The organism is Cellulomonas taurus (assembly GCF_012931845.1).
Lineage (GTDB): Bacteria > Actinomycetota > Actinomycetes > Actinomycetales > Cellulomonadaceae > Cellulomonas > Cellulomonas taurus.
Map to the genome: position 1 here is coordinate 2,506,496 of NZ_CP051884.1, position 14,107 is coordinate 2,520,602.

Consider the following 14,107-nt stretch of genomic DNA (forward strand, 5'->3'; position numbering starts at 1 on the left):
GCTATATTGTTCCCATGCGTGAGCACGATCACGACCCGCTCCCCGCCGACGAGTTCTTCTGGCTGCTGCGCACCACCCTGCGCCGGATGCGCCGTGAGGTGCGCGACCAGTTGGCGCCGGTGGAGCTGACCCCGGCCCGGCACCGGATGCTGCGGGTGCTGGCCCGGTCCGGCGAGCCGCAGCGTCAGGCCACCCTGGCCGGCTGGCTCGACGTGGTGCCGCGCTCGATCACCTCGCTGGTCGACGACCTGGAACACGCCGGGCTGGTCGAACGCCGCCCCGACCCCACCGACCGACGCGCCACCCTGGTCGCGCTCACGGCGCAGGGCCGGGAGGTGCTGGCCGCCGCCGACACCGAGCGGCGACGCCGCGCCGACGAGCTGCTGTCCCGGCTCGACCCCGGTGAACGGGCGGAGCTGTTCCGCCTGCTGCACCGCCTGGCGGACGACTGACGGCTCAGCTCGCCGGGTCCTCGATCCCGAAGGGCAGTCGCCGCAGGCGGTCCCCGTCCCGCCGCTCGGCGGCGTCCGCCCGCAGCAGCGCCCGGTGGTCACGGTCGCGGCGGGCGGCCACCACCGCCGCCAAGAACTCCTCCGGACCGGTCCCGGGCGGTGGCGGCGGCGCGACGTGCCGCAGCGCCTCGTCGGCGAGCCGGGAGCCGAGGGCGGCACGGGACACCGGGTTCAGGCCCTGGGCCCGGACCAGGAACTGCCGCACGGTCAGGGCCAGACCGTCCGGCAGCCGACCCACGTCGGCACCGGCGGCCCACCCGGCCAGCCGGGGCGGCATCGGCACCACCTGGCGCACCGTCACCTTGCCCCGGACCCGGATCGCGTAGGTCCCGGCCAGCAGGTCCCCCAACCGCTTGCCCTGCGGCTGCACGATCGAGCAGATCAGCGCCACCGACCCCATGGTCAGCCACAGCTCCAGCACCCCGACCAGTGCCCGGACGAACGCCTGCCGGAACCGCACCGGGCCACCGTCGTCCCGCACGATCCGGATCCCCACCGCGAGTTTGCCCAGCGACCTGCCACGGCTCAGCGTCTCCACCGTGGTCGGCACCACCACGAAGAACAGCACCAGCAGCACGATGAGCAGGATCCGCGCCCCGTCGTCGGTGATGCTGCCGCCGGTCAGGGCGAGGCCGAAGAACACCAGGGCCCAGACCGCCACGACCACCGTCACGTCGATCAGCGCGGCCAGCGCCCGGGTGACGAAGGAGGTCGGCTGGTTCTCCAGCAGCACGCCCTCGCCGATCACCACGCCGTCGCGCACGTCGAGCGTCATGCCTGCTCCTGCCCTGGGATCGACCGGTCGGCCCTAGGGTAGCCAGCGTGGACATCGACGCGTTCATCGCCGTGCGGCGCCCGGCCTGGGACCGGCTCGACCAGCTGGCCCGCAGCCGCCGCCTGACCGGCGCCGAGGCCGACGAGCTGATCCGGCTCTACCAGGCCGCGGCCACCGACCTGTCCACAGTGCGCTCCGCCGCGCCGGACCCGGACACCGTGAGCCGCCTGTCCCAGTCGTTGGCCCGGGCCCGCGCCACCATCGCCGGTCGCCACGAACCCGCCTGGCGGGACGTCACCCGGTTCCTGGTGGTCGCCCTGCCTGCCGCGCTCTACCGGATCCGCTGGTGGTCGATCGCCGTCACCGGCGCCTTCCTGCTGATCGGTGGCGTGACCGCGTGGTGGGTGGCGACCCAGCCCGATGTGCTGAACGCGATGATGACCCCGGAGCAGCAGCAGGAGTACGTGACCACCGCGTTCAGCGAGTACTACGACCCGGGTGCCGGGTTCGCCGGGGTGGTGTGGACCAACAATGCCTGGGTGGCGGCGCTGTGCATCGGGGTCGGGATCACCGGGGTCGGCCCGGCCTACGTGCTGCTGAACAACGCGGTGAACGTCGGCGCCGTCGCGGGCCTGATGTCCGCCCACGACAGCCTCGGGGTGTTCTTCAGCCTGATCCTGCCGCACGGATTCCTGGAGCTGACCAGCATCTTCGTCGCCGGAGCCGCCGGGCTGCGCCTGTTCTGGGCCTGGGTCGCGCCCGGTGGTCGGCCGCGCGCGCGGGCCCTGGCCGAGGAGGGACGCTCGCTGATCACGGTGGCGATCGGCCTGGTGCTGTCGCTGTTCGTCTCCGGCGTCATCGAGGGCTTCGTCACCGGGTCGGCGCTGCCGTGGTGGGTCAAGATCGGCATCGGTGCGCTCGCCCTGGCCGGGTTCTGGACCTACACCATCGTGCTCGGTCGCCGGGCGGTGCGCTCCGGCGAGACCGGTGACCTGGCCGAGGACGAGGCCGGTTACACGGTGGCCGTGGCGGGCTGACCCCGACGACGGGCATCCGGCCGGCGCGCCGCCCCTGGTTCCGCAGGCGACGGCGGCGGCGGACGCAGCGCCGGGTGAACCGCGCCCAGCCACAGATCGGCCGCGCCCAGCGGGGCGGTGAGCACCTGACGGAAGCCGAGGGCGGTCAGGTCCGCCACCTGCGCAGGGTCCACCGTGACGGCGAATGCCTCCCGCCCGGCGGCCAGCTCGGCGGTGATCACCGGCGCGAGCAGCTCCGCCAGCAGGTCCAGCCGGTCCGGGCCCACCCGGTCGTCGGCAAGCAGGATCAGGACCCGCTGCGCCGTCGACCCGCGCAGCACGGCGATCAGCTCGGAGGTCGCCGCCATGATCGAGGGGAACGGGTCCTGCGCCGGGTCGGCGACCGGCTCGGGCGTCAGATCCAGCTCCCGGGCGATCACCCGGTGCAGGTCGAGCGCCAACCGGCTCGCCTCAGGGGGCAACCACACCGCGGCGGCGGCGACCTCCACCGACCCGTCGTCGTCCGCCCGGGCGCACCAGACCTCACCGTGTTCCAGCCCGCCGTGGCTGAGCACCAGCCGGGTCGCCGGACCTGAGCGCTCCGGGTGCGCCGCGCCGTCCGGGAGTCCGTCGGCGTCCAGGTCGATGAACGGGCGGTGGGCCTCCAGCAGTCGGGCGATCGGGTTGACGTCGACCAGCCCGGCCCGGGTGACCAGCCACCCGCTGTCCGGGACCGCGCTGTCGGGGATCAAGCGTTCGTGCACCACGTGACCCACCCGACCACTCGACCCTGGGAACTGCCTGATCACCACCAGGCGTCGATCGCCCGCCGCACCACCGGCTGCACCACCCGGTCGAGCCGGAGCAGGCCGAGCAGTGCCAGCCAGGCGGCTGCCGCGATCACCGGCCGGGTCAGCCACCAGGTCGCCGTCCACGGCTCGGGCACCGCGAGGTGCAGCCCGAAGATGACCACGCCGGTCAGCAGGAACATCGCGGTCAGGTGCCACAGGTAGAGCCCCATGGCGTGGGTGTTGGTCCAGCGCACCAGCGACGACCGGGCGGCCCGGTCGACCAGCAACGGTCGCAGGGCCACCGCCGCCGCGACCTGGGCCACCGCGAAGGTCAGCACCGGGGCGGTCGGCGGCGCCAGGTTGGACACCGCGTCCCCCGGCATCCCGATCAGCGACACCGGGTACGGCCCGACAGCGATCAGCAGCACGGTGCCCGCCAGGCCCGCGACGGCGAGCAGGGCGGCGATCCGGGTGGACAGCAGGCCACCTCCGCCGGTCAGCCGTCGCCCGGCGTCCAGCAGCCCGATCAGGTACGGCACCGCCCAGACCAGCACCAGGTTCGCGTACCCGACCTCGCCGATCCCCGCACCGAAGCGCACCAGATCGACGGCGAGCGCCGCCACACCGAGGACGACCGGCACCCGCCACCCCCAGCGCTCCCCCGCCCGCACCAGCCGCGGGGTCAGCGCGAGCAGCACTGCCTGCACCCCGAGGAACCACAGCGGCTGCGGGGCGATCCTGGCGACCTGGTGCACCACCGCCTCGGGCACCCCGACCCGGGGCAGCAGCACCACCAGGACGGCCCAGACCAGCGCGAAGCACCCGAGGCCGGGCAGCATCGACCGGATCCGGGTGCTGACGAACCGTCGTTCGTCCCGCAGGCGCTGCCAGCCGTGCCGAGCCGCCACCCCGGCCACGAAGAACAGCACCGGCAGCGGCTGCAGCCAGGTGAGCAGCCACCCCCAGCCGTGTCCGAGGGCGTTCCCGATCGCCAGCTGATGTCCGTCCCAGCTCGCCTCCACCATCAGCCAGTGCAGCGCCACCACCGCGAGGATGCCGACGGCGCGCAGACCGTCGACGTAGTGGTCGCGGGTGTCCCGCACCGGGGACGGAGCCGGCGTCGGATGTGGGGTCGGATGTGGGGTCGGAATCGGAGCCGGTCGGAGCAGCGTCGTGGTCATGGCACCAGCCTTCAGCGCGCTGACCTGGGAGAACATGAAGAAGCCCGCCGGGTGTCCGGCGGGCTTCTGGAACGTTCGAGTAGGGATTTCCCCCGGCTGTGTCAGACCCCGAGCTTCAGGTAGCGCAGCACCGCCAGCACCCGACGGTTGTCCCCGGCGTCCTGGGCCAGGTCGAGCTTGCCGAAGATCGACGTCACATGCTTCTCCACCGCCCCCGCCGACAGGTAGAGCCGCTCGGCGATCGCCGCGTTCGACCGCCCCTCGGCCATCATCTCCAGCACCTCGACCTCCCGGGCGCTGAGCCGGGCCAGTCCGGGGTCGACCCGGGCGGCGCCCATCAACTGCCCGACCACCTCGGGGTCGAGCACCGTCTGACCGGCGGCGATCCGTTCCAGGGCGTCCAGGAAGTCCCGGACCTCGGCGACCCGGTCCTTGAGCAGGTAACCGGTGCCGCGCGCATCACTGCCGAACAGTTCGGTGGCGTAGCTGGTCTCCACGTACTGGGAGAACAGCAGCACCCCGACCCCCGGGTGGTCGCGCCGGATGGCCAGCGCCGCTCGTAGCCCCTCGTCGGTGAACGTCGGCGGCATCCGCACGTCCAGCACCGCCACGTCGGGCCGCGCGGTGAGGGTGGGCAGCTCGGCCAGCAGGGCGTCGGCGTCCGCCCGGGCGCTGAGCACCTGGTGTCCACGTCGGGTCAGCAGGGCGACCAGCCCGTCGCGCAGCACGGCCGAGTCCTCGGCGATCACGACGTTCAGCGGGGTCATCGGGCACTCGTCGGCAGGCTCACGGTGATCACCGTAGGGCCACCGACCGGGCTGTCGATGTCGACGGTGCCGTCCACCGCGGCCGCCCTGTCACCGAGTCCGGCCAGACCGGAGCCGCCGGAGGCACCGGGCAGCCCGGGGGCCGCACCGCCGTGGCCGTTGTCGGTCACCCGCAGCACGACCCGGCGCCGCACGGTGCTGACCTCGACCGCCGCCCGGCTCGCCCCGGAGTGCTTGACCGCATTGCTCAACAGTTCCGCGGCCGCGTAGTAGGCGATGGTCTGGATCTCCGGGTCCGGCTCCCGGCGCAGGTCGGTCTGCACCGCGACGCTCAGCGGGCACCGGGCGGCCAGGGTGGTGAGCGCCACCGCCAGGCCGTCGTCCAGCGCCGGGGGGTGGATGCCGCGGGCGATCTCCCGCAGTTCGGCCAGGGTGTCCTTCAACCCGCTGTGCGCGGCACCCAGCAGCGCCGCCGACTCCGGGTCGGGGCCCTCGGAGAGCCGGTCCTTCACGTCGCCGATCTGCATCGCGACCGCCACCAGGCGCGCCTGGGTACCGTCGTGCAGATCGCGCTCGATCCGGCGCAGCCGGGCGTCGGCGTCCTGCACCGCGACGCTGCGGGTCCGCTCCAGGTGCGCGACCCGCAGGCTGCCCTCGGTCGGTCCGAGCAGCGCGCCGCTGAGGCCCTGGAACAGCCGGCCGAGGCCGCGGGTGAAGTACCACCAGATCACCAGGAACAGCAGCCCGCCGATGATCAGCAGCACCTGTCGCGGCGGAGTGTCGATGAAGTAGCTGTCACCGAAGTTCGCCCCCCGGTGCAGCTGCCCGTCGGTGCCGCGCTGGGCGGGCAGGAACCGGGACCAGCTCCAGTGCGTGATCCCGCCGACCCCGACCGCCAGGAACGTCAGCGACAGGATCGCGCCGAGCAGGGACAGCGGCCACGCCACCAGGCCGAAGAGCAAGGCCCGCCAGCCGGCGGCGTCCCCCCACATCGACACCAGCCGCCGCCAGAACCCGTGCACCTCTCGCCGACGCGGCGGTGCGGGGACCTCGATCCCCAGCGCCGACCGGGCCAGGGACCGGAAGACGTTGCCCCACCCGCGGGCACCGAGCACCAGGGCGCCGGGCACGAACAGTCCGACCACGGTCACCAGGAGTCCGGCGGTCAGGGACACGGTCAGCAGGAGGTAGACCAGGGCGAAGGTGCTGAGCAGCATCATCGCCAGCAGATAGCCGAAGACGCGCCAGGTCCGGCCGAGCGCCGACCAGTGGGCCGCCTCGTCCCACGGACGGACGACGGGACGGGTGCCGGCGGGCTGGGCCTCGGGTGGTGTGTCGGTGGTGCTGGACATCGGGTGCTCCTCGCAGGGGGTGGGTCGCTGCGACCATCGTCCCGTGCGGCGGGTTCGGCATGACACCCGGGGACCCGGTGAGGCAGGGTGGGGTTATCCCCCGTTCGGGTGGAGCAGAGATCCGCGTTCGCGCGGTCGGCTGTGTCGAGCACAGGCGCAGATCGAGCATTCTTTGTGACCCCCGACACGGCCAGGGGCACTGATCGCGTGCGCCCGATGTCACGAAACGGTAACGATCCAAGATTAGGTAAAGTCGCAGGCCAGGCCCACTTTACCTAGGTAAAGTCGCACCACTTCAGCACCGAATCGCCCGGATCGCATTGGCCGTATCGGCCGATCTGGGCAATGGTGGTCAACGACCAGATCAACGAGTTGGTCGGCAGGGAGCACGGATTCACGGCCCTCGCAGCACCCTTCCCGGTGCGCCATGCGAGGGCCGATTCACGTGCTCACGAGAGTCGGTCCCGCCCACGACAACCGGGCGGTGATCACTCCGCGGAGGGTTGCCGACCCGACACGTGGGACACCTGGCGCGGACTCAGCGCGCTCCACCCGGAGCGCCGACTCCCCCGGTGCGCGTGTCACGGACGTGACGAGGTGGATGAGTGACAGGACTGCGCGTCGAAGGCGTGTACAAGGTCTTCGGACGACGCCCCGAGCAAGCGGTACGCCGCCTGCGGGAGGGTGCTGGCCGGGACGAGGTCAAGCAGTGGGGCACCGCTGCGGTGATCGACGCCAATCTGGAGATCGCCTCCGGTGAGACGTTCGTGGTGATGGGGCTGTCCGGCTCCGGCAAGTCGACCCTGATCCGGATGCTGAACGGCCTGTGGAAGCCCACCGCCGGCCGAGTGCTGCTCGGCGACGACGACCTGGGCGCGGTGAGCGCGAGCCAGCTGCGCGACATCCGCCAGCGCAAGGTGTCGATGGTCTTCCAGCACTTCGCCCTGCTGCCCCACCGCACCGTGCTGGACAACGCCGCCTACCCGCTCGCCCTGCAGGGCATCGCGAAGGAGGAGCGGAACGCCAAGGCCCGCGAGGCGCTCGGCATGGTGGGTCTGGACCAGTGGGCCGACCACCTGCCGCACGAACTGTCCGGCGGCATGCGCCAGCGGGTGGGCCTGGCCCGTGCGCTGGCCGCCGACACCGACATCCTGCTGATGGACGAGGCGTTCTCCGCCCTCGACCCGCTGATCCGGCGCGAGATGCAGGACCAGCTGCTCGAACTGCAGCAGACCCTGGGCAAGACCATCGTCTTCATCACCCACGACCTGAACGAGGCGATGTACCTCGGTGACCGGATCGCCGTGATGCGGGACGGCCGGATCGTCCAGGTCGGCACCAGCGAGCAGATCCTCTCCGACCCGGCGGACGACTACGTGGCGCAGTTCGTCGCCGACGTGGACCGGACCCGGGTGCTCACCGCCTCCTCGGTGATGCGCCGCCCGGCGGCCGTCGCCACGCTCCAGGGCGGCCCCCGCTTGGCCCTGCGCACCATGCAGGAGCAGCAGGTCGCCGCCGCCTACGTGGTGGACCGCACCCGGAAGCTCCAGGGCATCATCCGGGACGAGGACGCGGTCCGCGCCACCCGCGAGGGCGCCGAGACGCTGGTCGGCCGGGTGGACACCAGCCTGGGCTCGGTGTCCGTGGACACCCCGCTCTCCGACGTCTTCGCCCCCGCCGCCGAGTCCCCGCTGCCGGTGCCGGTCACCGACGAGCAGGGCCGCCTGGTCGGCGTGATCCCGAGGGTCACCCTGCTGGAGGCGATGGTCCCGCCGGAGACCACGACGCCCCCGGAGGGCACCCCGACCGTTGACGACCGCACCGATGTGGAGGTGACGGCATGAGCTCCGCGACCATCGCCGACTGGATGCCCCGCCTGCCCCTGGGCGAGTGGGTCGACTCCGCGGTCACCTGGATCACGACCACGTTCAGTGGTCTGTTCAAGGTGATCCGCGAGGCATTGACCGGCGCCTACGACGGCCTGGACACCGTGCTCAGCGGTCCGCCGTTCTGGCTCATCATCATCGCCCTGGCCCTGATCGCCCTGTTCGCCAAGGGGTGGAAGCTCGCCGTCGGCACTCTGGTCGGCTTCCTGGTCATCGCCGGGGTCGACCAGTGGGGCAATGCGATGGACTCGCTCGCCCTGGTCATCCTGGCCAGCGCGGTGGCCCTCATCATCGCGATCCCGCTCGGCATCTGGGCGGCCAGGAACGACGCGGTCTCCCGCACCCTGCGCCCGATCCTCGACTTCATGCAGACCATGCCGGCCTTCGTGTACCTGATCCCCACCGTGGTGATCTTCCGGGTCGGCGTGGTGCCGGGCATCGTCGCCACCGTCATCTTCGCGATGGCCCCGGGCGTGCGCTTCACCGAGCTCGGTCTGCGTCAGGTCGACCGCGAGGTGGTCGAGGCCGGACACGCCTTCGGTTCCACCGACGGCCGCATCCTGCGCCAGATCCAGCTGCCGCTGGCGATGCCCACCATCATGGCGGGCGTCAACCAGGTGATCATGCTCGCCCTGTCGATGGTGGTCATCTCCGGCATGGTCGGCGCCGGTGGCCTGGGTGGCGACGTGGTCGCCGCGCTGAACCGGGTCAACATCTCCCTCGGCTTCGAGGCCGGACTCGCCGTGGTCATCCTGGCGATGTTCCTGGACCGGGTCACCTCAGCCTTCGGCACCAAGTCCAAGGTCGCCAAGGCCGTGGCCGCCGCCTCCGCCTCGCACTGATGCACCATCCCCTCACCACCCCTCGAAAGGACGCCATGCGCCTGCGCAACACCCTGATCGTCGCCACCGCCCTGGGCACCTCCGTCGCCCTGGCCGCCTGCTCCTCCGACTCCGGCAGCTCCGACGCCGAGCGGCTGGACAACGGTGACCTGTCGACCGTCTCCATCGGGATCCACTCCGGTTGGGACGAGGGCATCGCCGTCTCGCACCTGTTCGCCGCCATGCTCGAGGACGACGGCTACAGCGTGGACACCGAGGAGGCCGACCCGGGTGTGGTCTATACCGGCATCACCGGTGGCGACTTCGACGTCAACTTCGACATGTGGCTGCCCACCACCCACGCCGACTACTGGGAGCAGTACGGCGACCAGATGGAGGACCTGGGCACCTGGTACGACGACGCCAAGCTCACCATCGCGGTGAACGAGGACGCGCCGATCGACAGCCTGGACGAGCTGGCCGAGAACGCCGACCTGTTCGACAACCGCCTGGTCGGCATCGAGGCGGGTGCCGGCCTGACCCGGATCACCCAGGACGAGGCCATCCCCACCTACGGCCTGGACGACATGGAGTACGTGGTCTCCTCGACCCCGGCCATGCTCGCCGAGCTCAAGGGTGCCACCGACGCCGGCGAGAACATCGCCGTCACCCTGTGGCGTCCGCACTGGGCCTACGACGCGTACCCGATCAAGGACCTCGAGGACCCCGAGGGCGCGATGGGCGACGCCGAGGAGATCCACACCGTCGGCCGCACCGACTTCGCCACGGACTACCCGACGCTGAGCAAGCTGATCGAGAACTTCACCCTCACCGACGAGCAGCTGTTCTCCCTGGAGAACCAGGTGTTCAACGAGGACGGTGGCTCCGACCCGGCCGAGTCCGTGCGGACCTGGCTGGACGCGAACCCCGACTTCGTGACCGACCTGAAGGAGAAGGCCGGGGTCTGACCTCGCCCGACGCCTGACACGACGACGGCCCCGGTGGATCACCACCGGGGCCGTCGTCGCATCTCCGCTCAGGACTGCGCTGCCTGCACCGCCCGCCGCAGGTCCGGCTCCAGGTAGATCACCCGGGCGATCGGCACCGCCGCCCGCACCCGCCCTTCCGCCGCGTCGATGGCGTGCGCGACCTCGGCGGCCGACTCGTCCGCGGTGACCTCGATCTTCGCGGCGACCAGCAGCTCCTCCGGGCCGAGGTGCAGGGTGCGCAGGTGGATCACCGAGGGCACGCCCTCCCCGACCAGCGCCGCCTTGATCGCATCGACGTCCGTGCGGCTGGCGGACTCGCCGAGCAGCAGCGACTTGGTCTCGATCGCCAGCACCACCGCGATGCAGACCAGCAGCAGACCGATCGCCGCCGAGCCCACAGCATCCCAGCGGCCGTCGTGGGTGCCCAGGGTCATCCCGACGCCGAACAGGGCGAACAGCAGGCCCAGCAGTGCCCCGAAGTCCTCCAGCAGCACCACGGGCAGCTCTGGCGCCTTGGCGGTGCGGATGTACTGCCACCAGGACTGGTCGCCCCGGGTGTGGTTGGCCTCCTTGATCGCGGTGCGGAAGGAGGTGCCCTCCATCGCGAGGCTGGCGATCAGCACGACCACGGGCACCCAGTGCCAGGACTCGATCGGGTGCGGGTCGGCGAACTTGTGCCAGGCCTCGTAGAGCGCGAACAGGCCACCGAGGCTGAACAGCACGATGGACACCACGAAGGCGTAGAGGTAGCGCGCCCGGCCGTAGCCGAAGGGGTGTTCCTCGTCGGCGGCCCGACGGGCCCGCTTGCCGCCGATCAGCAGCAGCACCTGGTTGCCGGAGTCGGCCACCGAGTGCACCGACTCGGCCAGCATCGAGCTGGAGTGCGTGAGCAGGTAGGCGATGAACTTGGTCACCGCGATCCCGAGGTTCGCCGAGAGCGCGGCGATGATCGCCTTGTTGCCGCCACCGTGTGCCATCAGCGATCTCCCTGTCGGTTGTCAGCACGAGCCGGGGAGATGCTAGACGACGGATGCCCCGGGCAATCACCCGGGGCATCCGTGTCGCGGCGGCGGGAGCGCCCGCTTCGGCGCCTGGCCGCGACGGTCAGACGGCGCGCGCCTCGGACTCCAGCAGCACCGGGATGCCGTCGCGCACCGGGTAGGCCAGCGGACGGTCGGGGTCGGTGGAGACCAGCTCGGGCTGGCCGCCGGGGCCGACCCCGTCGACCAGGGTGGTGCCGGTGACCGGGCAGCGCAGCAGCTCGCGCAGCCAGGGCGCCAGTCCGGTGGTGTTCTCGCTCATGCTCAGCTCTCCTGCCGGACCAGCGCGAGCACGTCGTCGCGCACCTTCTCCATGATGTCCTCGTCCGCCGCCTCGACGTTCAGGCGCAGCAGCGGCTCGGTGTTCGACGCGCGCAGGTTGAACCACCACTGCGGGTGGCCGTCCCAGTGCGAGACGGTCAGGCCGTCCAGCTCGTCGGTGGTGACCGGCCCGGCACCCTGCTCGGTGACGTAGGCGTGGATCACCCGTTCCCGAGCGGATGCCACGTCGTCCACCCGGGAGTTGATCTCCCCGGAGGCCACGTAGGGCTGGTACTGCTCCGCCAGCGCGGACAGCGGGTGCGGCTGACCACCGAGGGCCGCCAGCACGTGCAGCGCCGCGAGCATCCCGGTGTCCGCGAAGAAGAAGTCCCGGAAGTAATAGTGCGCGGAGTGCTCGCCGCCGAACACCGCCTGGGACTCGGCCATCTGCGCCTTGATGAACGAGTGCCCCACCCGGGTCCGTACCGGGGTGGCACCGGCGGCGGAGACCAGGTCCGGCACCACCTGGGAGGTGATGAGGTTGTGGATGATCACCGGGTTCGGGCGGCCGGCGGCCTGCTCCTTGGCGATCTCGCGCAGGCCGACCAGTGCGGTGATCGCCGACGGGGACACCGGGTCGCCGTTCTCGTCCACCACGAAGCAGCGGTCGGCGTCGCCGTCGAAGGCCAGACCGATGTCGGCGCCGTGCTCGACCACGGCCCGCTGCAGGTCGACCAGGTTCTTCGGCTCCAGCGGGTTCGCCTCGTGGTTGGGGAAGGTGCCGTCCAGCTCGAAGTACAGCGGCACCACCTCCAGCGGCAGCTCCGGCAGCCCGGCCTCGGTGCCCAGCACGGCGGGTGCGGTGTAGCCACCCATCCCGTTCCCGGCGTCGACGACGACCTTGAGCGGGCGGATGCCGGACAGGTCGACCAGGCCGCGCAGGAAGGCCGCGTAGTCGGTGAGCATCTCCTGATCGGTGATCGTGCCCGGCTGCGCCACCGCGGTCGGCAGGCCCTCGCCGAGGAACCGCGACGCGAGGTCGCGCACCGCCGACAGCCCGGAGTCCTGTCCGACCGGACGGGCACCGGCACGGCACAGCTTGATCCCGTTGTACTCGGCCGGGTTGTGCGAGGCGGTGAACATCGCGCCCGGGATGCCGAGCGAGCCGGAGGCGAAGTACAGCCCGTCGGTCGAGCACAGCCCGATCCGGATCACGTCCACCCCGCGGGCCGCCAGACCCTCCGCGAAGGCACCGACCAGCTCGGGGCCGGAGGGGCGCATGTCGTTGCCGATCACGACGCGAGGCGTCTGGTCGGCGGCCTCCGGCAGCACCACCACCTCGGCGAAGGCGGCACCGATCGCGCGGGCGACCTCAGCGTTCAGCTGGTCGGGCACCGTGCCGCGCACGTCGTACGCCTTGATCAGGCCGGTGAGGTCGGGCAGGTCTGCGGGGGTCGTCTCGGGCACGCCCGCCACTCTAGCCGGGCGAGGCGGCTCAGCGCCGGGAGGAACGCTCGACCACCTGGTCCCGGGTCAGCGCTGTGCCGTCCCCGTCCAGCGGGATCCAGGCGCGGTGCTCGCAGGCGTGGCAGGACACGAACGTCACCTCGGTGCCGTCGGCCAGGGTCAGCCGCAGCCGGGTGAGCCGGTCCGACCCGCAGGCGGCGCAGGCCGCGGTGCCCACCGGGTGGTGCTGATCCTGCCGGGCCAGCGACCCGAGGGGCAGCACCGGTTCGGCCGCCCGACGACCCCGTCGTCCCCCGCTCCCCTGCGCCATGCTGTCAGTCCTCGTCGCCGCGCAGCACGCGCAGGTGACCGCGCCGTCGGTCCTCGGTCAGTCGTTGGGCTGGGGGCAGCCCCTCGGGGACCGCGGCCTGGGCCGGGCGGCCTGCCTCACGCACCGCCTCCGCCAGGGCGACCAGGTCGTCGTGACTCGGACCGGTCTCGACGAACTCCGGTGCCAGCCGCACCACGTCCCACCCGCGGGGCGCCGTCAGCCGGGAGGCGTGCTCAGCGCACAGGTCGTAGGAGTGCGGCTCCGCGGTGGTCGCCAACGGGCCGAGCACGGCCGTCGAGTCGGCGTACACATAGGTGAGGGTGGCCACCGCCGGACGACCGCACGCGGTGCGGGAGCACTGGCGGACGGATCTCACGGGGATGACCGTACCCCGCCACACCCGGGACCCGCGGCATGACAGCGCGCACCGGCCGTCGACCGCTGGCGGCGTTAGAGTCGCCGGATGGCCCCCAGCCGCTTCCTGCCGGACTTCTCCGCGCCGCGTCGACTCGATCCCGTGCGCCGACGGGACCGTCGCGGCCGCGGTCTGCGCGGTCCCCTGCTCCCGGCCTCCCTGCCCGCCGCGCGCAGCCGGGGTGAGCGCTTCGACGACCTGGTGCTCGGGTCGGTCGAACGCCTGGAACTGCGCTGGGGCCGACAGCTGGACGGGGTGGAGTTCGCGGTCGAGGACGTGCCCCCCGCCGACCCCGCGCCGTGGGAGCGCGGCGGTGTGCCGCTCGGGCGCTGCTTCCCGAGCGAACCCGGCCTGCCGCCCCGGATCGTGGTCTACCGGCGACCGGTGGAGACCCGCGCGGTGGGCAGCGACGACCTGGGCGAGCTGGTGCACGAGGTCGTGGTCGACCAGGTGGCCCACCTGCTCGGCCGCGCGCCGGAGGAGATCGACCCCCAGCTCGGGGACGGGCGCTAGTCTGACCCGGC

At 72.1% G+C, this 14,107-nt stretch carries 16 protein-coding genes; 6 read left to right on the forward strand and 10 right to left on the reverse strand.

Annotated features, from left to right (window positions below):
* Window positions 1-14: 14 nt before the first annotated feature.
* Window positions 15-452: a MarR family winged helix-turn-helix transcriptional regulator gene (locus HGK68_RS11625; RefSeq protein ID WP_169166105.1), complete on the forward strand. Its 438-nt coding sequence runs from the start codon at window positions 15-17 to the stop codon at window positions 450-452.
* A 4-nt stretch (window positions 453-456) separates the two neighbouring features.
* Here HGK68_RS11625 and HGK68_RS11630 read toward each other — a convergent pair whose 3' ends face one another.
* A complete protein-coding gene (locus HGK68_RS11630; protein ID WP_169166106.1) occupies window positions 457-1,287 on the reverse strand; it encodes an RDD family protein in 831 nt (276 codons plus the stop codon).
* Between the two features lie 47 nt (window positions 1,288-1,334).
* On the opposite strand from HGK68_RS11630, the gene HGK68_RS11635 reads away from it, so the two are divergent.
* Window positions 1,335-2,324 carry a stage II sporulation protein M gene (locus HGK68_RS11635; RefSeq protein ID WP_169166107.1) on the forward strand — a complete coding sequence of 330 codons (990 nt, stop codon included), beginning with the start codon at window positions 1,335-1,337 and terminating at the stop codon, window positions 2,322-2,324.
* Here the strand turns inward: HGK68_RS11635 and HGK68_RS11640 are convergent.
* From HGK68_RS11640 to HGK68_RS11655, 4 genes are all read right to left on the reverse strand, one after another.
* Complete coding sequence (locus tag HGK68_RS11640; RefSeq protein ID WP_169166108.1) at window positions 2,300-3,067, reverse strand: hypothetical protein; 768 nt, start codon at window positions 3,065-3,067, stop codon at window positions 2,300-2,302. The two genes, HGK68_RS11635 and HGK68_RS11640, sit on opposite strands and share 25 nt — an antisense overlap.
* A 41-nt stretch (window positions 3,068-3,108) precedes the next feature.
* Window positions 3,109-4,197, reverse strand: coding sequence for an acyltransferase family protein (locus HGK68_RS11645; RefSeq protein WP_169166109.1), 1,089 nt, complete (start codon window positions 4,195-4,197; stop codon window positions 3,109-3,111).
* A gap of 179 nt (window positions 4,198-4,376) precedes the next feature.
* Window positions 4,377-5,033 carry a LuxR C-terminal-related transcriptional regulator gene (locus HGK68_RS11650; protein ID WP_169167095.1) on the reverse strand — a complete coding sequence of 219 codons (657 nt, stop codon included), beginning with the start codon at window positions 5,031-5,033 and terminating at the stop codon, window positions 4,377-4,379.
* 5 nt (window positions 5,034-5,038) lie between these two features.
* Window positions 5,039-6,394: a sensor histidine kinase gene (locus HGK68_RS11655; protein WP_169166110.1), complete on the reverse strand. Its 1,356-nt coding sequence runs from the start codon at window positions 6,392-6,394 to the stop codon at window positions 5,039-5,041.
* A gap of 605 nt (window positions 6,395-6,999) precedes the next feature.
* Here HGK68_RS11655 and HGK68_RS11660 point away from each other — a divergent pair.
* From HGK68_RS11660 to HGK68_RS11670, 3 genes are read left to right on the forward strand one after another with little or no spacing between them, the layout of a single operon-like run.
* Window positions 7,000-8,238 carry a quaternary amine ABC transporter ATP-binding protein gene (locus tag HGK68_RS11660; protein ID WP_169166111.1) on the forward strand — a complete coding sequence of 413 codons (1,239 nt, stop codon included), beginning with the start codon at window positions 7,000-7,002 and terminating at the stop codon, window positions 8,236-8,238.
* Window positions 8,235-9,122 (forward strand): ABC transporter permease, encoded by an 888-nt coding sequence (locus HGK68_RS11665; RefSeq protein ID WP_246260322.1) that lies wholly within the window; start codon window positions 8,235-8,237, stop codon window positions 9,120-9,122. Before HGK68_RS11660 ends, HGK68_RS11665 begins: the two co-directional genes overlap by 4 nt.
* 35 nt (window positions 9,123-9,157) lie before the next feature.
* Window positions 9,158-10,069 (forward strand): glycine betaine ABC transporter substrate-binding protein, encoded by a 912-nt coding sequence (locus tag HGK68_RS11670; RefSeq protein WP_169166112.1) that lies wholly within the window; start codon window positions 9,158-9,160, stop codon window positions 10,067-10,069.
* A gap of 68 nt (window positions 10,070-10,137) precedes the next feature.
* Here the strand turns inward: HGK68_RS11670 and HGK68_RS11675 are convergent, their stop codons facing one another.
* The 5 genes from HGK68_RS11675 to HGK68_RS11695 form a co-directional block, all read right to left on the reverse strand.
* Window positions 10,138-11,067, reverse strand: a complete 930-nt coding sequence (locus HGK68_RS11675) for a cation diffusion facilitator family transporter (protein WP_169166113.1) — start codon at window positions 11,065-11,067, stop codon at window positions 10,138-10,140.
* A 127-nt stretch (window positions 11,068-11,194) separates the two neighbouring features.
* Window positions 11,195-11,392, reverse strand: coding sequence for a Trm112 family protein (locus HGK68_RS11680; RefSeq protein WP_169166114.1), 198 nt, complete (start codon window positions 11,390-11,392; stop codon window positions 11,195-11,197).
* A gap of 2 nt (window positions 11,393-11,394) precedes the next feature.
* Window positions 11,395-12,867, reverse strand: coding sequence for a phosphomannomutase/phosphoglucomutase (locus HGK68_RS11685; protein ID WP_169166115.1), 1,473 nt, complete (start codon window positions 12,865-12,867; stop codon window positions 11,395-11,397).
* 19 nt (window positions 12,868-12,886) lie between these two features.
* The gene (locus tag HGK68_RS11690) at window positions 12,887-13,168 is read right to left on the reverse strand and encodes a hypothetical protein (protein WP_169166116.1); all 282 of its coding nucleotides are present in this window, start codon (window positions 13,166-13,168) and stop codon (window positions 12,887-12,889) included.
* A gap of 4 nt (window positions 13,169-13,172) precedes the next feature.
* Window positions 13,173-13,544, reverse strand: a complete 372-nt coding sequence (locus HGK68_RS11695) for a DUF3499 domain-containing protein (RefSeq protein WP_169166117.1) — start codon at window positions 13,542-13,544, stop codon at window positions 13,173-13,175.
* A gap of 87 nt (window positions 13,545-13,631) precedes the next feature.
* Here HGK68_RS11695 and HGK68_RS11700 point away from each other — a divergent pair, with 87 nt between their 5' ends.
* A complete protein-coding gene (locus HGK68_RS11700) occupies window positions 13,632-14,096 on the forward strand; it encodes a metallopeptidase family protein (RefSeq protein WP_169166118.1) in 465 nt (154 codons plus the stop codon).
* Window positions 14,097-14,107: the final 11 nt, after the last annotated feature.